Source organism: Paenibacillus sp. LS1 (assembly GCF_026013365.1).
Classification (GTDB): domain Bacteria; phylum Bacillota; class Bacilli; order Paenibacillales; family Paenibacillaceae; genus Paenibacillus.
In genome coordinates, this window is record NZ_JAPDOE010000001.1 from 738,998 (window position 1) to 763,395 (window position 24,398).

Sequence of the window (24,398 nt, forward strand, 5' to 3'; positions counted from 1 at the left end):
TGCTTATGCAGGTCGTCATCTTCATCCATCCGTATTACTCATTTAGGCTGATTTTAGGCCTTTGGAGCGATCATTTTGGCTGGATCGACATATTGATCAAATTGCTCTTCCGTAAGCAGGCCCGTTTGTAACGTCGCCTGTTTCAAAGACAAGCCTTCTTTATGCGCAAGCTTTGCAATTTTGGCTGCATTCTCATATCCAATGTACGGGTTGAGCGCTGTAACGAGCATAAGTGAGTTGTTCAGATTATGTTCAATCTGATCCAGGTTAGGCTCGATGCCTACGGCACACTTGTCATTAAACGCAATAATGGAGTCCGCCAGCAGTTGCACAGATTGCAGGAAGTTATAGATGATGACCGGTTTGAATACATTCAGTTCAAAATTACCCTGACTCGCTGCGAATCCAATCGCTGCATCATTCCCCATGACCTGCGTAACCACCATGGTGATGGCCTCACTCTGAGTTGGGTTGACTTTACCTGGCATAATGGAGCTGCCTGGCTCATTCTCCGGAATACGGATTTCTCCCAATCCACTACGAGGGCCACTGGCTAACCAGCGGACGTCATTGGCGATTTTCATCAAATCAGCTGCAAGCGCTTTAACCGCACCGTGCGCATACACAACCTCATCATGACTCGTAAGTGCATGGAATTTGTTTGGTGCAGATACAAAATCCTTACCTGTATGCTTGCCAATCTCCTTGGCAGTAAAGTCTCCAAAGTCCGGATGCGCATTAATGCCCGTTCCGACAGCTGTACCGCCGATCGCAAGCTCTTTCAGGTACTGCACACTTTCACGAATCATGCGCTCGCTCTTGCCCAACATGGCTTCCCAACCACTGATCTCCTGACCGAGCGTAATCGGTGTTGCATCCTGAAGGTGGGTACGTCCAATTTTGATAATATCCTTGAATGATTTCGACTTGTCTGCAAAAGTGGATTTCAATACCGCAATTGCCGGCAAAAGTTGATCCTCAACAGCCAGAACACCTGCGACATGCAGAGCCGTTGGGAATGTGTCGTTAGAGCTCTGGGACATGTTCACGTCATCATTTGGATGCAGACGCTCTTCCTTGCCCTTTTGCTCCAGCAGTTGGTTACCCAGATTAGCAATGACTTCATTCACGTTCATGTTGGATTGTGTTCCGCTTCCTGTCTGCCACACAACCAGTGGGAAATGGTCGTCAATTCGGCCTGCAATAATCTCGTCTGCTGCATAAGCAATGGCATCGGACTTGGCCGCAGATAATTTACCCAATTTATGGTTACTGGCCGCAGCACTTTTTTTCAAAATGGCAAGGGCACGTATAACTTCCATCGGCATATGTTCACTGCCAATCGGAAAGTTCTCCTTGCTACGCTGCGTCTGAGCTCCCCACAGCCTGTCGGCTGGTACTTTCATTTCGCCTAACGTATCTCTCTCAATGCGGTATTCCACTTGCTTGTCCTCCTCCAAAAAGATGGTTTGGGTCTCTACAAAGCTTGTGTATCTCGTCATATTATACATGATTTACGAGCAGGTTTTCACCTTTTCGACAAAATTGTAAGCGTAGCGCAAAATGGACATGAATTTATTTTTGTGACGCAATGGGATACAGTCGGCTAGTCTGTTCGAATAGTTCACCTGGCTCCAGACCGATCAATCCGATTTCTTCCGCCGGGATGCCTTCAACATTCGGGGCATTAACCAGGTTCATCTGTGGTTCAGGACAGAAGAATTCGCCACCCATGTTATTGTTCCAGATCATCCAATGCTTGTACGATGTACCCACATCATATACCAGTTTGTCTCCAGTACGTTGATCCGTAAGCTCCATATAGTTACGCCCATTCTGAGGTTCTGCCGTGTAATGATTATCCATAGCTGCAAAGAACGGACTACCTCCGTCTTTCTTCAATTGTTCTTCCTCAGGTGTAAGCGGTTGAAATTGTCCAGTTGGCAATGAACGCTCATTCAATTCACGGCGTTGTCCAATCGTAATTTTGGCCGTGTAGTCCGAGGCTTGGCTGTCTGGTGCGAACGGTACAGCGATCGCCGTGTGGAATGCAAACAGGTTAGGCATGTATTCCTTCCCGTTATTGCGCACGATCAATTGCTGCTGAAGTCCTTGGCTACTCAAAGAGTAACGAAGCGTTACCGTGAACGTAAACGGCAGGTACTGATGGAATGTATGTCCCTCTCTCACGTCCTGGCTAAGCAGCACATAACTCTCCAATTGGTCAGAACCGTATCCCTCAACCTTCCATTCGGCATCGTGCAAGAATCCATGCAAATGATTACCTGTAGCCGGTTCATTCACAGGCAATTGATAGACTTTACCATTCCAGGGGAAGCGACCATCCTCATAACGGTTCGGCGGAGAAAGAATTGGAATTCCATAGACCGCAGGTGCAGCCATAAACTCATCCATCTGATCCTGATTCGGCTCTCTCAAGTAACGGAATTCCTTTTCGGTATCCCGGAAAGCGACGAGGTTGGCACCCACGCTTGGAATAACTGCCGCTTCAAATTGATTAAAACGAAGCCAGACGGCCGGAATCCCTCCAAATTGTTCTTCGAATGCTGCATTTTGCTGTGTCATCGTTATATGTACCTCCTGCATACTAAGGTTATATTATACGGCTCGACTATATCATGCCCGGGCACAAAATACCAATCTATGATAGAGAACAAATTCATGATTAAACCTCAAAAAAGAAATGAAAAAGACAGCTGCAAACGGCTGCGGCTGTCTCTGTCACCATTCTTATTATGGTTCAATTAATCTACGTATTTGCCGTGATCCGGCACCGTGCTCTCTTCAAAGTCCAGATCAAGCTGCTTGAGGGATTCACTTAGCATATCTCCGCTCAAGGCATGCCCATGCCCAGTAATGGCAAGTTTCGGCTCCAGATGCCTTATATGCTGAACAGATTGATGTGCAGCCTGCCAATCGGTTGTGAAATAAGATGGCGGGCCATGCAACTGTTTGTCCTGAAGTAACACACTCCACAGCGATTCCTGCTTCACCGTAATGATCGCGTCCCCTGCAATCAGCAAACGATCCGCTTCCCGAAACAGTGACACATGTCCAGGTGTGTGACCTGGCGTGTGCACCCATTCCCATCCCGATACGCCTGGAACGGAATGATCTTTCGGCAGACTGAATATCCGATCATCCAGATTGATTGCCTCATTGGGATAAGCGAATGACAATCTGGACATTAGACCTCCACCTACAGAAGGGTCCGCCGGCGGGTAATCTTTCAATCCCGTCAAATATGGAATCTCAAGCGGGTGCGCATATACAGGCACACCCCAGAATTGTTCCAGTTCAATAACGGTTCCTACATGGTCGAAGTGGCCATGTGTCAATATGATCGCAGATGGCGGACCTTGAAAACGTTCGCTTGCAACCTGAACAATATGATCCGTGAACCTCGCCATTCCGGTGTCCACGAGGACCCAGTTCCTGCTTCCTGGCTCTCCGATGAACACGACATTAACGAATAGTGTACGCAGACTGAGAATATCGGGCGCGACTTCTTCAAGCCCCGTCAACCCTTCTGTAATCAGATTGTCAGATGCCATTCACGGTTACCTCCCATTAGGCGGATTGTCTCTCTGGTTCCATTCATCTCGTAGACTTCCCTTTTCTGGATCATCTATTCAACATTTCCAATAAAATAGACGGTATACACCCTGTTTCGGGCATACACCGTCTAGTATAGTCATCAACACGACACAATAGAACAAGAACATCTCGGCCAGTTAAGCCGGAAATGCCTCCAAAGCAGCATCGAGCAATTGATTGTACAGATCGTCATCATTCTCAAGCAGCTCGTCCATACGCAGCAACTCATCTTCATCTCCGGATTGTTCTGTGAAATGCAAGCTATAGTCCCAGTCTTTTCCGTTCTTGCTCATGAAGGTAATCTCATACACTGACTTTTCGCCTTCTGTGCGGTAAACGGTATTTCCCACGTACCCTTTTTCACCTTCACGGCGCATTTCAGTACGGATAATTTCAATATTCACAATCATTCTCTCCTTTAATCTTTCATCTACAGTAGGTCTCCTACATTTCTGGTAAACCTAGTTTGGTAATTATTATTGGTTAATTGTACAATATATATCGTAGCAACGTATACCTTATTCAATGAAGGAACCATTCTGAGTCCTTACATCGTTGTAATGAGGATTATAATACGTGTTTGAACAACATCTATATTAGCCAACAAGCTACGATATTATTATCACATTGGAGGAAAAAATAGCATGAATACTTTTGAAACGAATCTGCAGCAATATGCTGAACTGGCTGTACAAGTTGGTGTTAATGTCCATCCTGGACAGACACTCGTGGTTAACGCTCCAATCTCGGCAGCGCATTTTGTACGACTAATCGTCAAAGCAGCTTACGGTAAAGGTGCCAAATTGGTCAAAGTAAACTGGAGTGACGAAACCGTTACACGTCTTCATTACGATCTTGCACCTGATGAAGCTTTCTCTATTGAACCGAAATGGTTTGCAGCTGAAATGACGGAACTCGTTGAAGAAGGTGCCGCTATTCTGCACGTTATCGCTGAAAATCCGGATTTGCTGAACGGAGTAGCTCAGGAACGGATTATTACTAGCCAAAAAGTGCGCGGCAAAGCGCTCGAAAAATATCGTTCTTATCAGATGGCTGACAAATTCAGCTGGTCCATCGTAGCCGTTCCTTCTCCTGAATGGGCAGCTAAAGTGTTCCCGGATCTGCCGGAAACACAACAAGTGGATCGCCTGTGGGACGTCATTTTCAAAACAGTACGGATCGGTGAACAGGATGCTGTTGCCGAATGGAAGACCCATTTGCAAAATCTTGATTCCCGCGCTGATCTGCTGAACAACAAAAAATACAAAAAGCTCCACTATACAGCTCCAGGTACAGACCTGACCATCGAACTTCCAGAAGGCCATATCTGGGTATCCGGTGGAAGTGTGAATGAGCAAGGACATGTCTTTATTGCCAATATGCCTACAGAAGAAGTATTCACGGCTCCACTGAAAACTGGCGTTAACGGCACAGTGCGCAGCACGAAACCACTGAGCTACGGCGGCAACCTGATTGATGGATTCTCCCTTACATTTGAGAACGGTCGAATCGTAGATTACACCGCTGAGCAGGGACTGGATGCACTCAAAAACCTGATCGAGATGGATGAAGGAGCACACTATCTGGGTGAAGTAGCCCTCGTTCCACATCAGTCACCGATTTCCGATACGAATATTTTGTTCTACAATACCCTGTTTGACGAAAATGCCTCCAACCATTTGGCGATCGGTAATGCCTATGCCTTCTGTCTGGAAGGTGGTAAAACGATGTCCAAAGAAGAGTTGATTGAACGTGGCATGAACTCCAGTCTCACTCATGTAGACTTCATGATTGGATCTGGCGAAATGAATATCAACGGCGTGACCTCCGAAGGCGCCGAAGAGCCAATCTTCCTGCAAGGAAACTGGGCATTTTAATCCCGTTTGATGTTAATTAGAGAGAGGAGATTACTCCTCTCTTTTCCTGCGTCAAAGGATCTAAAATTCAATCATTGGAGGGAACGCATATGTTAAGTTTTGAACAAAAACTGGATCGTTACGCTGAACTAGCTGTAAAAGTAGGCGCAAACGTGCAATCAGGGCAAGTCTTTGTCATCAGTGCGATGATTGATACCGCTGAATTCGTACGTTTGTTGGTCCGCAAAGGATACGAAGCTGGCGCCAAGCAGGTTATTGTAAAATACGGAGATGAAACCGTTAATCGCTTACGGTTCGAGATGGCCCCTGAGGAATCCTTCCAAGAGCCACCGAAATGGCATGCGGCGGAGCTTGAAGAACTGGCGGCCAATAATGCAGCCTTCCTGACCGTATTATCATCCAGCCCAGACCTGATGAAAGGTATTGACCCGGAGCGGATCTCGACACATCAGCGTGCATTTGGTCAGGCAATGGCCAAGTATCGTCAGTATCAACAAGCAGATAAAATGAGCTGGACGGGTGTAGCTTGTCCTTCCCCCGATTGGGCAGCCAAAGTATTCCCGAATCTACCGGCAGCTGAGCAGGTTAGCCAGCTATGGGAAGCCATTTTCGCTGCGGTAAGAGCTGATCTGGAGGACCCTGTAGCGGCTTGGGAAGAACATATTGAACGACTGGAGACCAAGGCCGTTGCATTGAACAGCAAGAAGTATCAAGCACTGCACTTCCTCTCCCCCGGAACGGATCTGACGGTTGAGCTTCCAGAAGGACATATCTGGGCGCAAGCTGGCAGCGTGAATGAGCAAGGTACATCTTTTGTAGCGAATATCCCTACAGAGGAAGTATACACAGCTCCAGCCAAACTTGGTGTCAACGGTACAGTATCCAGCACCAAACCGCTCAGTTATGGTGGAAGCATTATTGATCGTTTCTCACTCACCTTCGAGAATGGACGCATTATTGATTTTCAAGCGAAGGAAGGTCAGGATACGCTCGAAAGACTCATCTCCATGGATGAAGGTTCGCATTATCTTGGCGAAGTGGCTCTGGTTCCCTTCCATTCCCCGATTTCTGAGAGCGGTATTTTGTATTACACCACGTTGTATGATGAGAATGCGTCCTGTCACCTTGCGATCGGCAGTTCCTATGCATCTAATATCGAAGGTGGCAAGACGATGTCTCCCGAAGAGCTTGCAGCACATGGCATGAACACCAGCATCACCCATGTTGACTTCATGATGGGCTCTCCCGAGACGAACATCTACGGTATCACGGCAAACGGCGAACGTGAAGCCATCTTCCTTAAGGGAGATTGGGCATTCTAACAGTTACGGATGAGAGTTCTCCCCCGTAATGTATTTGCACTAAATAGTAGCAAAGGCTGTCTTGCAACCATGTGTTCATGGTTGGCGAGACGGCCTTTTATTAATTTTCAGCAAACTGTCCCGGAGGCTACATACGCTCTCCTCATCTGGTTTTTCTCGGACCAACCTCCCATTGTATCGTTTCCATATTATGTTGTAAAATGTAATGATACCAATGTTTGTGGATTGTTCACCAGAAAGGAGAACATCATGGCCAATCGGCTTCAGTTACTATTAGCCTCAGATTTCCATAATTTAGGCTCTGCACTTCAAGAAGAAGTGTATTATGAATATTATAATATGGTACATGGTCTCATCGTTTATATCATCAAGGAGCGTGCTGCTGCAGAAGATATTATTCAGGAAGCTTTTATCAAAATCATTAAAAACAAACCCCTTTTCGAAGACGAGGTCAAACTGAAAGCCTGGCTCAAAGTCGTCACAAGGAACACAGCTATTAATTATCTGAGAAAAAATAAAAATAACCGTAACCAAGTGGATACGGATAGTGTTTTTATAGATATGGAGACGATGAATCAGACGGCAGCTTCCGTGGAAAGCATGGTAGAAACGCAGATGATGGAAGAGTCTATTGAGTATTATCTCAGACAGCTCAAACCGGAATATCGTGTACTGGTGGAGTTACGGTGGAAAGAAGGTCTCTCCTACCGAGAAATGGCCGAACTGCTGGATACCTCCGAAGACATTGTGAAGCAACGCTTGTTCAGAGCCCGCGGCAGTATCAAGAAGAAATTACATAAGGAATGGGGTGGGAGCATTGAGCAAAGGCAAGTCCGATAAGCACGTGGAGCCATTCGATTCAGACCTGGAAGACGAATATTTCGATGCTGCGTTTGAACTGGCTTTTGATGAAGCTTTCCATCAGGCCGTCTCTGCCCCTTCCGCCTCCCGCACCGAATCCATGCAGCAATCCTGGCAGAAGGTACACAGGGAAATTAACAGAATCGGTTTACGTAAAAAAAGAATACGTACCTTGCGACTTTCCGTTGTCGTAGCTGCATCCGTGACCATCGGGGCGGTTATTTTCAGCCTGCCATCCGGTACGCAAGCGGTATCCCCATTTGTACAATCCATCAAGGATTGGGGTAATGGCATGAAATCCATTGTCATCGAGGATCGCACGACCCATCTGGGGGCTGATCCGTCAACAGCCAAAACGCCTCCACCACCGGAAACGAGCTTAGATGACATTCTTAAAGTACAAGAAGAAGAGGCTCTTAATACACCTTCGTATGAGCTATCGAGCCACCTGCTTCGTCCAGTACTTGTTACGGAAGAAATCGCACGCGATGGATTCATGGGTGACTTTCTGTTATCCAAGGCCATTCCCGAGCGATTCAACAAGGTCAAATTCGAACTCGTGCTCGATACTGAAAACCCTGTGAATCCAGACGATTATTATGAGTCCACACAAATGAGAGTTCAATATACCAGTGAAGGCAAGAGCATAGAGGATGAGATCATCCAGTTTGATTATGTCTATGTCATGCCTGGGGAGAAGATTGAAGGGGCCATGCTTCGTGATATGAGCACCGTAAAGCTGGCGGACGGCACGGAAGCACTGATGTATATCGGCCCACCCTATAACTCCTTTCAGTGGATGATGGGTTCCAACAATATGAGCCTGTTTGGCACCCTTTCTGAAGAAGAAATGACGGCTATTGCCAACGATTTTCAAGAGCAGAAGTTTCCCGGCAGTACCCGCCGATAAGATCAAAATAACACGGTGCCAGAAACATGTTTGCTTGTATCCGTAGTACTTCCATCATACGCTGTATGAATACTGGTAACGCGATAATAATATCCTGGCATAACGGTCCAATCCGATGTGGCATTCAGTAAGTTTGTTTTCGTTGCATTGTTGGAATTGTTTTTGAAAGTTACCCATGCTGTTCCTGTCCAGCGCTCAAGCCGGTAATCTACCGAAAGTGTCTTCACTTCCACATATGTCGCGGTCTTCGTATTGACGATGGCAGAAAGTCCTCCCCCAGGGATGAGTGCACCGACCGCCTGATAGATATGTCCTCGTTCCTGAGTGGTAGCAAGCGAATCGATGGTTGGTTCGGATGGCGGTGGAGCTGTAAGTGCACCAGAGGACACGTTGATGATCGGGCTTGCAACGGCTGTTTCGGCCACAGGTACAGCAAGGATCGTTGGCACCATTAACAAGGCAGCAAGGGTTATTTTTAGTATAGATGTTACACTCTTATTATTCATTTTCCGCATATTGATCCATCCTCCGCTTCCATATTTGATTTTGTGTAAGGGTATAAACGGACGGATCGGGTGATAGGTTTCAAAAAAAATTAGACGCTCCGATGTTTCTGTCGGAAGCGTCTTTTGTCTTTGCGTGCATCTCTAGCATGACTGAAACCTAAATTATTCCAGCCCGTATGTATTGGGTAATGAATGTACGGAACGATGTTTAACAAACGAAATTGGCAAATGAGGTGTATAAATTGAGCAAACTTCAATCCAAATCCAGAAGGCATCGTCACAGCTCCAATCCGAATGAACTACACATCGAAGTTTCCGGCTCGTTCAAACGTGTTCTTCTTATCTTGGTGGGCGTGCTTACCCTCGGGACCTTAATATATTTCTTGGCTACAGCTCGGGAGAGCTGGATAAGCATGGGTCTTGACCGCTATGTATTACCCTTTATGATCTGGGGACTTGTACTTTCCCCCATCCTTGCTTTTCTTTTCTTCAAGCAGAGTCGCCGAACCCTTTCCCATGTCAAATTTTTACGAGTTTTCGGGATTGCTTTCTGCCTTCTGCCGCTGGTACTTCTGTTTTATGTGTTACCCGTAACACTTGGCATGGTGAATGATCACCTAACTCAGTATAAGCAAAATCCGGTGCTGTCCACCACTAAGGTGGGGGACTACAATTCTTATGAGGTTACTTTCGTCGATACACATATGTACGAAATCATCACCATTAAGACACCAACAACAACCCAATCCACTCGAAAAAAGTTGAATATCCAGCATGATCTAGCTCCGGGAGAGAATGTTTACGTCACTTATAAGCAAATTTCTATAGAAAATAGCTTGGTCACGGAGAATCGTTACGCCGATGTTGTCATTCATGCACCCAAAGAATCATGAGCATGCAAAAAAGCTGTACGATGACCATTACGTCATCATACAGCTTCATCCGTTACAATTTCGATCCGACTACGCGCCTTCTTCTTCAACCAACAGTTCCAGCTTAATCACATTCACTCGGGAAATCCGCTTATGCTCTGTCTCTTGAATGACAAATACATAACCTCCGTACTCCACCGATTGACCAACCTTAGGTGGAATAGCATCTACTCTGGAGTATAGCCAGCCCCCGATGGTATCGTAGTCGGCACGATCCATCTCCAGTCCGAATCTTTCGCTGACTTCTTCAATCAGCATCAATCCATCAATGGAGTATTCCATCTCATCCACTTGCTCAATGGCAGGACGTTCCTGGTCGAATTCATCCTGAATCTCGCCTACGATCTCTTCCATGATATCTTCAAGCGTGACAAGCCCGGAGGTTCCACCATATTCATCAATTAGAATCGCAATCTGTGTCTTGCTACGCTGCATTCGCTTGAGCAGATCACTAATCAGTGTGGTATCGGGCACAGCCAGGATCGGCCGGATTACGGAGATGGTATCCGTAAGTTGGGATCGCATCAGATCCTTAATGTGAATAAAACCGATAATATGATCCTTGTCTCCGTTATACACCGGATACCTTGTTCGCATACTATCACTGGCAATCTCCAGATTCTCTAGCATGGACTCATTGGCATTCAGACATATCATTTCCGTCCGGGGAATCATAATTTCACGGGCGGTTGTATCCGTAAAATCAAATATATTATCAACAAGTGCTAATTCAGTGTTATCAATTAAACCGCTCTTATTGCTTTCTTTCATCAGAATACGTATTTCATCTTCGCTATGTGCGGAGTCCATCTCCGAAGCTGGTGCCATTCGGAACAGTCTCAACAAGCCGTTAGCCATACCGTTCAGTGCCCATATGAATGGATACATTAACTTATAGAAAAACGTTAGCAAGGCTGCAGACCACAGCGTGATCGTTTCAGATTTTCGGATCGCCATCGTTTTGGGAGCAAGTTCCCCCAGTACAATATGCAGAATCGTTATAATTACAAATGCAATGGCAATAGAGATTCCATGAACGTAGACTGGTCCCAGTCCAAATGCGGTAAACATGGGCTCTAACAGATGTGCAATTGCCGGTTCTCCCAACCATCCTAGTCCCAGTGAAGCCAGCGTTATACCTAATTGGCAAGCTGACAGATATGCATCCATATTACGCACAATATTGGAAGCATATATTGCATTTTTGTTTCCCGTTTCCACCAAAGCCTCAATCCGACTTCCACGAACTTTCACCATCGCAAATTCCGCCGACACAAAGAAACCATTCATCAATACAAGTAAACCAATTAATAATAAATTCAAAATACTCGGTAAGGGGTCACTCAAATTGTCATCCTATTCGCCGTCATTCTTCGGCAAATAGGTCCACCTCCTTCGAAAATGTAGGATATTAGCCATTCTGCCGTTCATATGCAATTTCAACTTCCCAATGCTTCCACCTCCACCCGGTTCTGTCGAATAACAAAGATATGCTTCTTTTATTATATAATTCTACACTACACAGTCAATCCGTGTCCTATGACAACGAAATGGCACAAACGCCTTATTTCTTTAACAAAAGTAGCGATTACGCTGTTTTTTTAACATTTCACAAACAATGATCTAACCAAACCAAAGAAAGTATCCTAGCTCATGCTTCGGCATGGCTGGATACTTTCTTTATTTAATACTTTTATATAGCATAGGAGTATCGGGCCAATGCCCGCTTCTCTGCATCCTCTGCTCTATTTCCTATGTCGACTAAATCTCCACTACGTTCTCAGAAGCGGGATTCCAGCGCCACTGTGCTTGTTCCCCGCTTTCGTTATGCAACCCACCAATCCAGAATTCATCCTGCTTAAGCAACGTCCAATCGACTTCCCCACTCAGCACCTGTATCCCGAGTTCCGTCAGCGACAGGACTGCGTCACCAAATTTTTCATCATGCTGCCTGAAATTAGGGAAAGTTGTTGCACCAGTCAACTGCAGCAGCGCATAAGGTCCTTCTGTCATCCGTTTCAGATGTGCCCAATATTCAAGATCACCCATCCCGACAATATGCAACTTGTCCCCTACCTCGCGAAACAAAGGATACGGACTCTCCACACCAGCTCTAATGGTCTCTAGTGTCGTCTGCTCAATAACTCCCAGACCGTTCGATACAGATGGCAGACGAGACAAGTGAGCTTTGAACGCAGCGTTCGCAAAGGGTAGCGCAGAAGTGTCTGCCTGCAAGTAATCCAGATGATGTCGGATATCAGGTGACGTATAGGCTTCCCAGAACTGTGCACCTGCTTGTAGCTCGTCCGTATCAATCACATGCCAACTGCCGGACAGACGTTCGATCTGCGTGGAGGTCAGTTGACCCAGTCCCCTAAAATGCTCGATCTCTGGATACGAGTCAATACAGAGCAGATTCAGCTTCGTATTCTGGAGTGCTTGTCCTTTGAAATAATGTAACAGGTACGATAACATCGTCTGATCATAGAGATCGTATTCGAACCACAGGACAATCTCCTTATATTGTTGAAACGAATGCAACTTGCGTTCAAGCTCCTTGATCTGCAAGTATTCCGTCTGTGGAATGCCCAACTGCTGCTCTAACACGAAGGCCCGATGTTTCCGCTCCTTCGCCTCTCCCATATCTTTGGCTACCGGTCCGAACGTGTACAATTCTCTCCATACGAGGATATCTCCCTCGATTCCACTTTCTCTTAAACGATTGGCAGCGTGATCTCCATTCATAATGTGTAACAATCCTTTTCCCCCTTCATACAAGTCACTGAACACCGAGACCAGATCCCTCACTGGCATAGAGCGCTTGAGTTTGGATCGGGCATCGAACAGTCTTTTCTTTAATGCAGGTACCTTGACCCCGAGGAAATCCGATATTTCCTTGAGTGAGTATCCTTCCAAATAAAACAGTTCAACAGCAATCCGCATCGATGACGGCAAAATTGCAATCGAATCACGCAGCGTACGATGCATTTCGTTTTGCACCGCTTGTTCTTCTGGATTATGCGACTGAACCTCTTCATGGAATACATGCTCCAGCTCCTGAACGGGAATCAGGGTATGCTGCTTGCGCCTTAGCCAGCGATAACACTGCCTTTCCACGATAACTTTGAACCACCCAGGAAAGGCCTCCGAATCCTCCAGCTTGGACAGATTGCCAAAGGCCTCAGTAAACGCCTCCTGTACGACATCTTCAGCCCAAAATGTATCTCCTAAACGATTGTAGGCAACAGCAAGAGCCATCCCGCGATATTGAGACATCAGTTGTGCGTAAGCTTCGGGTTCGCCCTTCATCGCTCCTTCAATCCATGACTTCAATGCTATGGACTCCCTTCATATAGGTATGTTTCTTGTTCTGTTCATATATAAGTGCCATGTTTTTATCAAAAGGTTACGTCTGACTCGATCATATAGTAATCATTTTGCACAAATTCTTATGTAAAAAGCTGTCCCGTCTGCGGATATCCACACTCAGGACAGCATGTAATTCAGTATGTGTTATTCAAACTGATGAGGCGCCAATGATCATCTGCTTGGAGCTTGTGGGTAGTTGCCTACCACGCCCGGATATTGATACAACAATGGCTCATCAAATGTAGCATAGTCGAAGTTGACCATCAACAGCATGATCCGTCTTCCTGTCTTCGGGTCGCTAATGATAATATGGTCACGGCCCGCTGCTTCAATGATACCTTGGAATATGCGAGCGTTCCATTCTTTGTTACCTTCGTATGTCATGTAGAACGTGCCGAATTTCCCGAGGTTCAGACGCAGAATATTTTCAATGTACGACTGCTCAAACTGTGGAGCCGTTGTCGTGATTACTGCACCCGTTGGTGTCATTGGGCTTCCACTGGATACGAGTGGGGGTACACTTGTGGAGCTTGGTGATACCATACCTGGTGTTACTGACATCGCAGGCATTCCGTTACCGATTTTGTAAGACGTACCTTGAACCTGAGAATTGGCTTGTTGACCTAACACGGAATTCGCTTGCTGACCCAATGTTTGAGTCGTTGGTTGATAAGGCTGATTAATCATGGTGATTCCTCCCAAAATTTAATATACTTCCGGACAGTCTTCGCCCGAAGGACTGAAGAAACAATGCGCTTTGAAACGTCCTGTATTTTGCTGGTTATACCATGTTTCCGGACACTCGCCCACAGGTCGGAAGAACCACAATGAATTGCTCGCTGGCCAGAATCGTTCTCCATTAATCACCCGCTGTGCCAGACGAATCTCGGACTGTCTCGCCCGTTGATAGAAATAACCCTTCTGGGTTGACTCGTAGCCACCAGGGTTCTGGAATACCATACGATTGATGTCGCGAATATCCTTAAAGTCCAGACAATCCACCAGCACCCGGTTCACACTTACATTGCCCACAAGCAACATACCCTGTTCGCCGTCACCTTCAGCCTCCGCCCTCATTAGCCTAGCCAATAGCTTGACGTCCTCTGAGTTGGCTTTAATAACAGCCATAGTCTGTTTCCTCCCTTGTTTCAGCTGTTCATCTCCGTACATCGTATTGTGCAGGAGCCCATTCGGTGACACGATTCCATCTTTTTTCCATAAAAAAAAGCCCGGAACCTCACCTAAGGTGAAGTCCCAAAGCCATTTATTTCTTATATTACTCGCCTGTTCAAGGCTTGGCTTCAATCCAGTAATCATAGGCATGTACAATATTGCCTTGGTATGCCTGATATTCGGCCAGCAGATCCGGAAGCTTGGCAAGTTGAAGCTCCATCTCCGCTGCCCCTTTCTCATAAAATGAAATATGAGGACCTTCGTGGTTCTCCTTCATTTCTACCGAAATCATCAACCTTTTTCCCAAACGATCGGCAATCTCCATCTCCTGACTCACCACAGCAGCAATGCCATTGGAACCTTCGGCCTTGTTACGGAAAGCCATCATCGACACATGATCAAGTGTACGGATCATAAACTCAGCCACAGATGTATCCTTTCCTGGTAACGCGAAGCTATCCAGCCATACAGCAAGATCGGCGCTTGTTTCGAGATCACTGTCCTTCTTCGTCTCTTCCTGGAAAAATGTAATGTTAGCAGCCCATTCGGTCAACAGGGTATCCCGACTATTCTCCCACTCTGGCAAGGTGTAAGGCTCGATATCCAAATGGATGCCTTCAAACTGTTCATCCGGCTCAGATTCAGCATTATAATTTTTCACATAATCAATTAAACGCTGTATCCGTGGACGATTCTCCTTTTTACCCCAGATCGGGTGTCCACCCATCGCATGGATTTCAATGCCCTGGGCCTTGGCCCGTTTCACAAAACTGCGGTAACTGGAATAGGGTTGATCCAGATCCAAACGGACATATAACCAATTAATATTCTGCTCTCTCGCGAATGCTAGAATGTGCTCCCCTCCGTCGTTCGTCACCTGAGAGGCCTCCCAGATATACGTTCCCCGAATCTCTGGCTGATTGGATGGAATCTCCGGTGATGGCAGTTCCGATGGCTCCAGTTGTCCCCAGTATACGATGTCATGTACAGCAGAACCGGCGTAGGAAGGATGTTCGCTGAATGCGGAGGCAACTTCTTCAATAACACTTTCCAGCTGCGCTGCCCCTTTACCGGCAAAGGTCGTGAACTCCTCGCCAGGCATAGGCTTGGTGTTCAACCCAACCGTGACGCTCGCATTGCTGGCATCCGCCCAGTTCAGTTCCTGTTCAATTAAGCGTATGATGCCATTGTTGCCTTGCGCGTTATCACGGTAAGCTAGTAAAGTGACATGATCCACTCGTTCAATAAACCAACGTGACAATGGTTCGTTATCCGCATCCTCAGAAGTTCTATTCCCTGTAACCGTGTACGAATCCAGCCAAAATGGCAGGTCAACATTCACATCAACTGCGCCATCCTGTTTCACTTGCTCAAATAACAGATTCATATTGGCCACCCAGGATTGAACCAATGGCTTGGCATCTTCTTTCCAGGCTGGTAACACGTAGGGCTTGATATCCAGATGTATGGCATCAAATTGCTGGTTGGACTCAGCAACCTTATTGTAGTCACTCACCCAGGATGCTAACCTGAGCATGGGGCCTTCACGGCCACTCACCGCCCAGGATGGATCTCCACCCAGCGCTTCAACCGCAATACCTGCACGGTTTGCTTTGGCTATAAACGTCTGGTATACCTCCTTGGACAGCGCCATGTCTACATTCACGTACAGCCTGTTTATCTTATGTTTAGCTGCGTTGGCCAGCAGCTCATCTCCGTTGCTAACAGACTGTGCCTGCCATACCCAGGCCGCCCGTATATCCGCGCCGTCTGCTTCAGCAGGTGACTCATTCCCTATCATTATCATCCCTCCGATCAGCAGTAACAGCCAAAATACCTTCCGGGATTGTTTCCCGAACATATACTCCCTCCATTCCTCTACTGTTGTAAAATCACATTTATTATAGCAACCGAGTTATTAAAAACAAATAAGCCCAAGTGCTTAACTTGGGCTTATCACTATTAAGTTGGGACACCGCAGAGCTTGCCTGGCTCGATCCCGGTTCTAGTCCTCATATATCATTTTTCGGGTCATGCCTCCATCAATAACGAGGTTGGTCCCTGTGACAAAGGTATTGCTTGGGTCAGATAAATATAGACAAGCACGGGAGATATCCGAAGGTACACCCACACGACCGGATGGATGCTGTTCATGATCCTCCTTTTTTAGTTTCTCCACGTCTCCTGTCTCAATCCATCCCGGACTGATACAATTGACCCGAATTTGGTCTTTGCCCAGTGAGACTGCCAGCGCATGCGTCAGAGCCACAATTGCCCCTTTGGAGGCAGCATAGGCTTCGGTATCCGGCTCAGACATCAGTGCACGGGTAGAAGCCATGTTGACAATGGCACCCCCGTTTTCGTTGTTTTTCATATGTTTGGCTGCTTCCCGACTCGCCAAAAAGCAACTTCTCACATTGGTATTGAGTACATCGTCCCATTCTTCCAGCGTTAACTCATAGGGTGATTTCCATTTTGCAAGTCCTGCATTATTCACTAGAACATCAATTTGCTTGAATTCCTCAACGGTGGTCCGAAAAAGATTCGTAATATCCTGCTCACTCCGAACATCACATTGAACAAAGATGGCTTCTCCGCCTTCATTACGAATGGAAGCTGCAGCTGCCGCACCTTCTGCTTCCTTGTGGTCGGCAAGTACGACTTTAGCCCCGGCGACCGCATAAGCCTCAGCCACACTGCGTCCTATTCCCTGAGCGGCACCGGTTACAACAACGACCTGATCTGTATATGACATATTCATTTCCTCCTCTATGGTAATGATCCTGCGATCATAATCTCATGAAGCCTCTCCTTATATAAAAACACGTTGGGCCTATTAAGAAACGCTTGTCCAGCAAATAATCAAAAAAAGCTCACGCCATCTTGGCGCAAGCTGATCGGTTTAACCACGTAGGCGTTCGGAATATAAGCGATTATATCGCTCGAAGCCTATGTAACGCGTTCCTTTGAACGAGAGCCGTCCTTCATCCCCCTCAGCGCACAAACCATACTCTTCGCCATTGACTTTGAATTCGAGCCGATCTCCACTCTCTACCTCAAAGGTGACGTAATATGAGGTTCGTGCTGTACTGCCTGGTTCGGATTGCGACTGACTCATCTTCATCCGTCTGCTGGTGATTCGTGAAGGTACGGTGAGCAGTGGCTCCGAGTTGTTGCGTCCCCACCTCCATACCTCTTTTCCCATCGACAGAAGAACTATACCTATAAGCAGAACAAATACAACCGGAAAGACGGTTCCAAACAAATCAAACATCCAGGATGATTCAATGCCCATGTCTCTCCCTCCGTTCATACAACTTAGGACAGCCGGAGTCTTGACCCGTCTCCTGTAATGTATATGCGGACGTACACAGAACTTGTTAACCCGATTAAATATTTGAACAAAAAATTAATGGAGATAAAAATTGGGGAGTTCTCTATAATTCCCCGTTCATCAATATAAGCCTCTTCCGCATTCCTGTCATGTCAACGCACTTAAATCTGCGCAGGATGTACGACGATATATGAGTTTTGACAAAAGGGCAACCATGACCTCCATAACGTATTGAGTTCACTTATGCTGATTTTTCGATTGTAATATGCTTCATCACAATTCATCTTGTGATCTAACGATTCGGCCAAGTAAAAATGCGTTTCATCATAGCCAATGACGGGAACAAAATGCAAATAACGTTGTTTTGGATGTACTCTAATAAATAAAATAACGGGCACCCCTTGGCTGATCTGCTTCTTCAACGTATTCACATTCCCACGTAAGTACATTGCCTCATATCCAAGCTTTCTGAAAAAAACAACGACCGCTTTGGGATATACCGTCCCATCCAGTAATTTGCGAGGATAGGTTTCATAGAGCTTTGTCCCGTTGGACTCCACCCCGAAATGTCTCAAGACGAACGCACTGGAAAATGCAGCGCATTCATAGTTTTTCTGAATATCCAATCGATTGGGAGATTGAATATGGCAAGTGCTTGGCACATTGACTTTGTACATGCGATCTTTCTTGGGAAAACTGAAATGAAGGGAGATCACCCAGAGAATAATCAACCAAAGTAATACATTGAGAAACAATTTGTGACCTCCTTCCCTTTATCCTGATGTCTTTTAGGTGTTTATTCCTCACACCAGTTTTTTAGAACCCATTCTTTGATCTGTTCAGCTACTCCCTCTGCTGTAAGTTCTGTCGTCTCAATTGTTTGCAGTGGTGGGTCAAATGCAGTTTTCGAATTTTGGAGTAGCCAATTTGCAAAATTTTTGTGATCTTCGATCGAATTCTCGTCCCACCCCCGTAATTTCAACCTCTTCTCACGTGTGACATCATTACAATGTAAATTCATATATAGAATCCGATCAAATCGATCTATGTAATCAGACGATGCAATGTTTTCCGGCACCATCGTTCCGCATAAAACAGTCCCTCGTCCACTTAGCGATATGTTATACGCAATCCTCAACCAATTCTCTTGGGCAATCTGCCAATCCACGTTATCGATGATATCCATATCAAAGACGTCAAATTCCGGGAGTAACTTGCGAACATGTGATGAGATCGTTGTTTTTCCTGTTCCACTTGCGCCTGTCACTATAAATAAAGGTAATTTGTTCATGTAAGTCCTCCAATAAATAAGTCAGTTTCTAACGTTTTTTCGCTTTGATCACAGTTGACAATCAGCTAAGATTAACTCACCCTGACAAAAGTCTGGAGATACCGCACTCCAGAACATCACTTGTTACCTTCGTTGAAATATGTAATCTCGTTGCCAGTAAGTAAGCTTTTAAAGCCGTTCTTGTAATAAGGCATAAGCTCATCTGCCTGTGCTATATCCAACCATGCTATCTCAGAAATTTCGTCCGGTCTTGATATCTCTTCTCTCCCTCCGACGATTTCGGCTCTGAATGTGATAAAAATGGCATGTTCCTTGATTTCTTCAAATTTACACTCATTGATTGCTACAATGCCATGAACTGTAACATCAAGTCCTGTTTCTTCATGGGCTTCCCGGATTGCTGCTTGTTCCCATGATTCATTGGGTTCAACAGCTCCGCCAGGCAGCGACCAGCTTGAACGCCCTACATTTCTTACTGCAAGCACTTTAGATTTGGATGAATTGGTTAGTAGTGAGTAAACTACATCAACTCGTTTCATTAATTTGAACTTCCTTTCTGGAATTGACCTTCAGATTTTTTTCGTTCATCATGACTACTTAGACCTGCCTAACTTATCAATTTTTTGTTATTTTCTATTGATTGTTCTTCTATATATTTCTTAATAATCATTTCTCCTTCAGTTGAATTCAAAAATTCTCTAATCTCATTCCTCCTTGTTTTTTTCAGTGAAGTAGATTCTTCTCTTTGAGTTTTAAATCCAATTAACATTATTGCTATGCCTAAGCTAATCAAAGTAAAAAAATCACTATAAGTATTCACGTCTTTAACAGAGATAGCGACCTTTATATTTGGCAACACTATGATAGCCATCACTGCACACCCAAGAAACAATGGGCGAAAGCTAAATAAAACCTTGCTTAGTTTCAAACTGTTAATTGCCATTATTCTTTTCATCACAAATTCCGTTAAGTCATATAGGATAAGAAAAAATGCTGCTATCGAAATGTATAACAACCACTTGCCAGTCACATTAATATAAGGAGTTAGTCTTAAGATTGATAAAATAATGAAGCTAACTCCGGCCACCTTAGTAAAGGTTGCATTCAATGTAATTCCCCCTATCGTAGTTTTGGTCCATTAAAAAATACTCACAAAATTTCCCGAAATATTTAGATGACAATACGATTCTAGCGAAGCTTTTAAATATTGTTTTTATCACTAAACTCAATACAAAAAGGTTGCATCTCAGGTTTTAAGCAATACTCTATTCTTTCTCTGAAATTTTTCCATTCGACTTTTAAAATGGCTTCTTCAATTGGAAAGAAACCTGATTCTAAACTCTCCGATGATATCGTTAATTCTCCTCCTATTGGTTTGGCTAGAAATAATGTGTTACATATTGAATTTTCGATATTTTGAAATATTCCACAGAATTTAATGATTTCAATGTCGATTCCGGATTCCTCTTTTGTCTCTCTGATCGCTGCTTGACTTAGGGATTCTCCTTCTTCCACTTGACCACCTGGCATTTCCCATCCTCTTCGGGGTCCTCTAATAAGTAATAATTCATTTTTGTCGTTAATCACGATTGCAGCGGCAGATACGATATGTTTTGGAGGGCTCATTTATTCGACTCCTTCTAAATGGATTGGATGTTCGCTTGAAGAGCATGATTTAAAGCCAAACTAAAAGAAGTTATATATCCCATCTTCAAAATAATTGTATTCTTCATCCGTTATTCTTAACTTTCCATAACCGTTATAAAATATTTCTCTATCTCTTTCATTATCAAAAGCATTATGTTTCGGTCTAATGGCTAATGCTACATCATATCTTGGATCGCCATACGCTGCTCCTGCCCAATCAATAACTCCAACAATATTGCAATCATTAACTAGCACATTATCTATAGTAAAATCTCCATGAATGAAAGTGTTATCTATTGGTTCCGGTCTTCCTTCTTTCAACTGTTGAAGTAGTTCTGCTGATCCGTCTACAGCAAAGTGAGTTAGATTATATTCTGCTTTACTAAGCATTGTATCTAGCCAAGGAGTGTCATTGTTCAATAATTCAACAGGACAAGAGGATTCATGTATTTTCTTTAAACAGAGCCCAAAGTTAAAAATCGCTTTTTCTTTACTTTGAAGATCAGGCATCATAGAGAGGAATTCTCTTAAACTTATTCCATCAATATAATCCATTAAAAGCCATCTCGATCTATCCTCAACATGAAATGAATATACCTTTGGAACAGGGAGTCCCGTATGGTAAAGGTATTGGAGCACCTTATATTCATCGGATAACCATTCATTATAAAGATCGTTTTCTGTCTTCTTGATGATGTACTTTTGATCAAACGTATCCAGTATAGCCACAGTAGAAGTATGACCTTGCTTAGGAAAAGTGATGTTCTGTACTTTCCCTATCTGTTTTATTATCTCAATTGGGAGATCCTGAATATTCATCGTTTCATCCTTTCTACCGCTCTAAAAGTACAAATCCCACCCCACAACAAAAGCAGCAAAGAGGAAAGCAGATATGCCAGACAAGATGTATACCGCCTTTTGCTTTTTACTGTAACTTCTCTTCAGTAGTTTGTAGAACATCAAGACAAGGTACGCCACAGCTAAAATCACATAAATCAGGTTCAAAATGAGATGTATGCGTAACGAAGAATAGGTGGAGAAGCCTAAGGCGCGCATGAACAATAGGATCGTATTCAAAATTAATGCCAGACTGGCAATATTAATGGCAATATGATACTTATCAAATCCTGTACCTGGTCTTTCCCAGTTTTTTAATTTGTATTTGGATAACCGAATAAAATAACCAATTGTAGCTCTCAAACTGAGTAGGATGGCTACTGCAAGAGCAATAAAAGATGCTTTGATCAAGTTTATCGTTAAGTTGGATACGGGCAAAAAGTCATTATAAGACATAGAGACCTTCTCAATAGTGCCATTACGCTCAACAACATTGGCAAAATTACTAAGGTCAAATGTGGTATATTTCTGCAGACTTAACATTGAATACGCCTTCGTAAAACCGGAAACGACCCGTCGCGCAGGCAGATAATATCCTCCACTCTCAGATTCAACTGAATTCGTGCTAAAACTACTTCCAAACACCTTCTGGACAAGACCAATGTTATAAGTCATTTCATTTGACTGGTTTGTCATGACCACGAACCCAAAATTAGACTTCGGGTCAAAAACAAATCTACTTGAAAATCCCGTCGTACTTCCAGCGTGTTCCAAAGCAGGCACCCAGTACTCTACTTCAAAGAAGCCATGCGCAATTCGAGGAGTAGAAGTTCCATCGTAATATAGACTTGTGGACAGCATCTCGTCTAACGTGTCCTTGTTCGCAAATAATAAATTGCTACGATCCACAGGCATCAAGGCTGCAAGGAATTTAGCTGCATCCTCTGCTGTGCCAATGGCGCCCCCAGCAGGGTATAAGCTTATGTATGCTCTGTTCTTAGGGATGAGTTTCAAATGGGTAGTGTACCCCTGAATCTCATTTCTTCTTTTCAAGACATTTAGATTATCATACTGTGACGGGTGAATCGAAGTGTCTTTCATGTTCAGCGGTTTAAATATATGTTCATTGACATATTTGTAAAAGGGTTGTCCGCTTTGCAATTCAACGATGTAAGCAGCCATAGCCGTTCCATAGTTTGAATAAGCAACGACACTCCCAGGTTTATCGATCTGCCTCGGCTCAAATTTTTGTAAAGCCTCACCTAATTCCACAATATCACTCTCGGATGAATACCATAAATCGATCAATCTATCCTCCCACCCTGCGTTATGATGCATAAGGTTCATTAGGGTAATGGGATCATCGTATTCAAGCTTCTTTAGGAATCCTTCCGGCAAATATTTCTGAATATCGGTATGCAAATCAAGCTTCCCCTGCTCGACAAGTTGCATCACACTCGTCCAGACCAATAGTTTAGAGGTTGAACCCCATTCAAAAACAGTAGAGGTATCCGCCTTTCTCTGTTGCTCAAAATCTGCGTATCCATAGGCCTTATTCACAATCGTCTCACCGTTCTTGATAGCTACAACCGAAACGGCAGCGGTGTTCTTCTGATTCGTAGCCACATATGAATCTATCGTTTCCTCTAGCGAAGACAAGGCAATTCTGGAGGGCGTAGTCTCCACATTTTCTACCTCAGCGTACACAGGTACTGAACATGTCACAATGATTAATGCGAGTACCAGAATACCAACGATTATTTTATTAAGAGCATGATATCTTCGATTAATTTGCATTGGCTACTCCCCTTATCTTTCTTCTATAGTTTTCGTGCTTTTATCACAAAGGTTACAGGGAGCATCTTTGCTTTATTGGCAAAATCATCATTTTGCAGTTGCATCAAGTCATCATCAGATTCCTCAATGAATTGCTCAATGACAAATCCTGCTTTTGCCAACGCATTCACATAGGTTGATAGTTTACGATCCGATAAGGCGAGCTTACTTTCGCCAAGAGTTACCGAGAACCAAGATTCATCAAAGTAACATTTTTTAAAAATAAGTCTATTCTCTTCTGCAGCAACACATTTGTGGATCGGGTGAGACCAACTGAAGATAAATACGCCATCCTTCTTAAGATAGGAAGCAATCTGGAGAAAAGTCCCTTCAAGATCCGTTGTCCAGCCGATCGCATAAATCGAATAAACGATGTCAAAATAATCCTTGGGTATGCCACATTCTTCTTCCATAGGTGAACAGATTAAGATCGCTGAAAGACCACACGACGTCAAAAGCTGTTGTGTCTTTTCAATTTGATTTTCTGATAGATCCGTCCCCCATAGTACACTCGCTTGACGTTCTCCCAAATACCGTAAGGATTGACCGCTTCCACAGCCTATTTCCAGTATCTTTTTTTCCGAGATTTCTCCAAAAAGATGGTGCTTTTCTTCGGAGACAAATGCTCCATAGAGCGGAAGTGCTGTCGCTCCTAAAATATCATTTCCTTTCGTATTCCAAAACAAGCCATTGGTTTCATGAATACTTCCTTTATCCATGTCGACCGATATGGCATCAACCTGCCTACCGCCGATCATGTTGGTTCTAACTTTAGAACTCTTCTCCATGTCATCGTCCTCCAAACTAAGAGTCAATTGAATTAATTCCACATTTTGAGCAAATTACCTTAATTATTTCTATAATAACCCACACTGCAATATTTGC

Annotated in this window: 25 protein-coding genes; 5 read left to right on the forward strand and 20 right to left on the reverse strand. The window is 44.5% G+C overall.

What is annotated here, in order from left to right; translation table 11 throughout:
* Positions 1 to 53 precede the first annotated feature (53 nt).
* The 4 genes from fumC to OM416_RS02975 all read right to left on the reverse strand — a co-directional run bounded on the left by fumC (position 54) and on the right by OM416_RS02975 (position 4,028).
* Positions 54 to 1,442, reverse strand: a complete 1,389-nt coding sequence (gene fumC, locus OM416_RS02960; protein WP_264926854.1) for a class II fumarate hydratase — start codon at positions 1,440 to 1,442, stop codon at positions 54 to 56.
* Positions 1,443 to 1,575: 133 nt separating this feature from the next.
* A complete protein-coding gene (locus tag OM416_RS02965) occupies positions 1,576 to 2,586 on the reverse strand; it encodes an aldose 1-epimerase (RefSeq protein WP_264926856.1) in 1,011 nt (336 codons plus the stop codon).
* Between the two features lie 179 nt (positions 2,587 to 2,765).
* Complete coding sequence (locus OM416_RS02970) at positions 2,766 to 3,575, reverse strand: MBL fold metallo-hydrolase (RefSeq protein ID WP_062834815.1); 810 nt, start codon at positions 3,573 to 3,575, stop codon at positions 2,766 to 2,768.
* Positions 3,576 to 3,755: 180 nt separating this feature from the next.
* A complete protein-coding gene (locus OM416_RS02975; RefSeq protein WP_319951885.1) occupies positions 3,756 to 4,028 on the reverse strand; it encodes a hypothetical protein in 273 nt (90 codons plus the stop codon).
* 234 nt (positions 4,029 to 4,262) lie between these two features.
* Here OM416_RS02975 and OM416_RS02980 point away from each other — a divergent pair, with 234 nt between their 5' ends.
* The 4 genes from OM416_RS02980 to OM416_RS02995 all read left to right on the forward strand — a co-directional run bounded on the left by OM416_RS02980 (position 4,263) and on the right by OM416_RS02995 (position 8,588).
* On the forward strand, positions 4,263 to 5,495 hold the full coding sequence (locus tag OM416_RS02980; RefSeq protein ID WP_264926862.1) for an aminopeptidase: 1,233 nt from the start codon (positions 4,263 to 4,265) through the stop codon (positions 5,493 to 5,495).
* 89 nt (positions 5,496 to 5,584) lie between these two features.
* The gene (locus OM416_RS02985; RefSeq protein WP_264926864.1) at positions 5,585 to 6,817 is read left to right on the forward strand and encodes an aminopeptidase; all 1,233 of its coding nucleotides are present in this window, start codon (positions 5,585 to 5,587) and stop codon (positions 6,815 to 6,817) included.
* A 249-nt stretch (positions 6,818 to 7,066) separates the two neighbouring features.
* On the forward strand, positions 7,067 to 7,657 hold the full coding sequence (locus tag OM416_RS02990; RefSeq protein WP_264926866.1) for an RNA polymerase sigma factor: 591 nt from the start codon (positions 7,067 to 7,069) through the stop codon (positions 7,655 to 7,657).
* Entirely contained in the window at positions 7,635 to 8,588 is a 954-nt protein-coding gene (locus OM416_RS02995) for a hypothetical protein (protein ID WP_264926868.1), read from the forward strand. Before OM416_RS02990 ends, OM416_RS02995 begins: the two co-directional genes overlap by 23 nt.
* Before the next feature lie 2 nt (positions 8,589 to 8,590).
* Here the strand turns inward: OM416_RS02995 and OM416_RS03000 are convergent, their stop codons facing one another.
* Positions 8,591 to 9,103, reverse strand: coding sequence for a hypothetical protein (locus tag OM416_RS03000; RefSeq protein WP_264926871.1), 513 nt, complete (start codon positions 9,101 to 9,103; stop codon positions 8,591 to 8,593).
* 233 nt (positions 9,104 to 9,336) lie between these two features.
* Here OM416_RS03000 and OM416_RS03005 point away from each other — a divergent pair, with 233 nt between their 5' ends.
* A complete protein-coding gene (locus tag OM416_RS03005; protein ID WP_264926873.1) occupies positions 9,337 to 9,987 on the forward strand; it encodes a hypothetical protein in 651 nt (216 codons plus the stop codon).
* A gap of 69 nt (positions 9,988 to 10,056) precedes the next feature.
* Here OM416_RS03005 and OM416_RS03010 read toward each other — a convergent pair whose 3' ends face one another.
* From OM416_RS03010 to OM416_RS03080, 15 genes are all read right to left on the reverse strand, one after another.
* A complete protein-coding gene (locus OM416_RS03010) occupies positions 10,057 to 11,373 on the reverse strand; it encodes a hemolysin family protein (RefSeq protein WP_264926875.1) in 1,317 nt (438 codons plus the stop codon).
* Between the two features lie 414 nt (positions 11,374 to 11,787).
* A complete protein-coding gene (locus tag OM416_RS03015) occupies positions 11,788 to 13,359 on the reverse strand; it encodes a sigma-70 family RNA polymerase sigma factor (RefSeq protein WP_264926877.1) in 1,572 nt (523 codons plus the stop codon).
* A 207-nt stretch (positions 13,360 to 13,566) separates the two neighbouring features.
* Positions 13,567 to 14,082 (reverse strand): spore coat protein GerQ, encoded by a 516-nt coding sequence (gerQ, locus tag OM416_RS03020; RefSeq protein WP_169480978.1) that lies wholly within the window; start codon positions 14,080 to 14,082, stop codon positions 13,567 to 13,569.
* An 18-nt stretch (positions 14,083 to 14,100) separates the two neighbouring features.
* Positions 14,101 to 14,523: a cell wall hydrolase gene (locus OM416_RS03025; RefSeq protein WP_062836075.1), complete on the reverse strand. Its 423-nt coding sequence runs from the start codon at positions 14,521 to 14,523 to the stop codon at positions 14,101 to 14,103.
* A 160-nt stretch (positions 14,524 to 14,683) separates the two neighbouring features.
* Positions 14,684 to 16,369, reverse strand: coding sequence for a hypothetical protein (locus OM416_RS03030; protein ID WP_264926879.1), 1,686 nt, complete (start codon positions 16,367 to 16,369; stop codon positions 14,684 to 14,686).
* 204 nt (positions 16,370 to 16,573) lie between these two features.
* Positions 16,574 to 17,323 (reverse strand): glucose 1-dehydrogenase, encoded by a 750-nt coding sequence (locus tag OM416_RS03035; RefSeq protein ID WP_264926881.1) that lies wholly within the window; start codon positions 17,321 to 17,323, stop codon positions 16,574 to 16,576.
* Positions 17,324 to 17,470: 147 nt separating this feature from the next.
* On the reverse strand, positions 17,471 to 17,863 hold the full coding sequence (locus OM416_RS03040; RefSeq protein WP_264926883.1) for a DUF2500 domain-containing protein: 393 nt from the start codon (positions 17,861 to 17,863) through the stop codon (positions 17,471 to 17,473).
* 200 nt (positions 17,864 to 18,063) lie between these two features.
* Positions 18,064 to 18,657 (reverse strand): C39 family peptidase, encoded by a 594-nt coding sequence (locus OM416_RS03045; protein ID WP_264926885.1) that lies wholly within the window; start codon positions 18,655 to 18,657, stop codon positions 18,064 to 18,066.
* Between the two features lie 41 nt (positions 18,658 to 18,698).
* Positions 18,699 to 19,193, reverse strand: a complete 495-nt coding sequence (locus OM416_RS03050) for an AAA family ATPase (protein WP_264926887.1) — start codon at positions 19,191 to 19,193, stop codon at positions 18,699 to 18,701.
* A 116-nt stretch (positions 19,194 to 19,309) separates the two neighbouring features.
* The gene (locus OM416_RS03055) at positions 19,310 to 19,732 is read right to left on the reverse strand and encodes an NUDIX hydrolase (RefSeq protein WP_264926889.1); all 423 of its coding nucleotides are present in this window, start codon (positions 19,730 to 19,732) and stop codon (positions 19,310 to 19,312) included.
* 68 nt (positions 19,733 to 19,800) lie between these two features.
* Positions 19,801 to 20,301 (reverse strand): hypothetical protein, encoded by a 501-nt coding sequence (locus OM416_RS03060; protein WP_264926891.1) that lies wholly within the window; start codon positions 20,299 to 20,301, stop codon positions 19,801 to 19,803.
* A gap of 92 nt (positions 20,302 to 20,393) precedes the next feature.
* Positions 20,394 to 20,819 (reverse strand): NUDIX hydrolase, encoded by a 426-nt coding sequence (locus OM416_RS03065; RefSeq protein ID WP_076331603.1) that lies wholly within the window; start codon positions 20,817 to 20,819, stop codon positions 20,394 to 20,396.
* Between the two features lie 60 nt (positions 20,820 to 20,879).
* Positions 20,880 to 21,659, reverse strand: a complete 780-nt coding sequence (locus OM416_RS03070; protein ID WP_264926894.1) for a phosphotransferase — start codon at positions 21,657 to 21,659, stop codon at positions 20,880 to 20,882.
* 21 nt (positions 21,660 to 21,680) lie between these two features.
* The gene (locus OM416_RS03075; RefSeq protein ID WP_264926896.1) at positions 21,681 to 23,474 is read right to left on the reverse strand and encodes a serine hydrolase domain-containing protein; all 1,794 of its coding nucleotides are present in this window, start codon (positions 23,472 to 23,474) and stop codon (positions 21,681 to 21,683) included.
* A gap of 23 nt (positions 23,475 to 23,497) precedes the next feature.
* Positions 23,498 to 24,301 carry a class I SAM-dependent methyltransferase gene (locus tag OM416_RS03080; RefSeq protein WP_264926898.1) on the reverse strand — a complete coding sequence of 268 codons (804 nt, stop codon included), beginning with the start codon at positions 24,299 to 24,301 and terminating at the stop codon, positions 23,498 to 23,500.
* Positions 24,302 to 24,398: the final 97 nt, after the last annotated feature.

Bases quoted from the DNA above. Each gene is read 5' to 3' on its own strand.
- OM416_RS03065 (WP_076331603.1), bottom strand. From the start codon at position 20,819: ATGAGCCCTCCAAAACATATCGTATCTGCCGCTGCAATCGTGATTAAC.
- OM416_RS02985 (WP_264926864.1), top strand. From the start codon at position 5,585: ATGTTAAGTTTTGAACAAAAACTGGATCGTTACGCTGAACTAGCTGTA.
- OM416_RS03080 (WP_264926898.1), bottom strand. From the start codon at position 24,301: ATGGAGAAGAGTTCTAAAGTTAGAACCAACATGATCGGCGGTAGGCAG.
- OM416_RS03030 (WP_264926879.1), bottom strand. From the start codon at position 16,369: ATGATAGGGAATGAGTCACCTGCTGAAGCAGACGGCGCGGATATACGG.
- OM416_RS03075 (WP_264926896.1), bottom strand. From the start codon at position 23,474: ATGCAAATTAATCGAAGATATCATGCTCTTAATAAAATAATCGTTGGT.
- OM416_RS03055 (WP_264926889.1), bottom strand. From the start codon at position 19,732: ATGAAACGAGTTGATGTAGTTTACTCACTACTAACCAATTCATCCAAA.
- OM416_RS03040 (WP_264926883.1), bottom strand. From the start codon at position 17,863: ATGGGCATTGAATCATCCTGGATGTTTGATTTGTTTGGAACCGTCTTT.
- OM416_RS03000 (WP_264926871.1), bottom strand. From the start codon at position 9,103: ATGCGGAAAATGAATAATAAGAGTGTAACATCTATACTAAAAATAACC.
- OM416_RS03070 (WP_264926894.1), bottom strand. From the start codon at position 21,659: ATGAATATTCAGGATCTCCCAATTGAGATAATAAAACAGATAGGGAAA.
- OM416_RS02980 (WP_264926862.1), top strand. From the start codon at position 4,263: ATGAATACTTTTGAAACGAATCTGCAGCAATATGCTGAACTGGCTGTA.
- OM416_RS02970 (WP_062834815.1), bottom strand. From the start codon at position 3,575: ATGGCATCTGACAATCTGATTACAGAAGGGTTGACGGGGCTTGAAGAA.
- OM416_RS02965 (WP_264926856.1), bottom strand. From the start codon at position 2,586: ATGACACAGCAAAATGCAGCATTCGAAGAACAATTTGGAGGGATTCCG.
- OM416_RS02975 (WP_319951885.1), bottom strand. From the start codon at position 4,028: ATGATTGTGAATATTGAAATTATCCGTACTGAAATGCGCCGTGAAGGT.
- OM416_RS03025 (WP_062836075.1), bottom strand. From the start codon at position 14,523: ATGGCTGTTATTAAAGCCAACTCAGAGGACGTCAAGCTATTGGCTAGG.
- OM416_RS02990 (WP_264926866.1), top strand. From the start codon at position 7,067: ATGGCCAATCGGCTTCAGTTACTATTAGCCTCAGATTTCCATAATTTA.
- OM416_RS03035 (WP_264926881.1), bottom strand. From the start codon at position 17,323: ATGTCATATACAGATCAGGTCGTTGTTGTAACCGGTGCCGCTCAGGGA.
- gerQ (WP_169480978.1), bottom strand. From the start codon at position 14,082: ATGATTAATCAGCCTTATCAACCAACGACTCAAACATTGGGTCAGCAA.
- OM416_RS03050 (WP_264926887.1), bottom strand. From the start codon at position 19,193: ATGAACAAATTACCTTTATTTATAGTGACAGGCGCAAGTGGAACAGGA.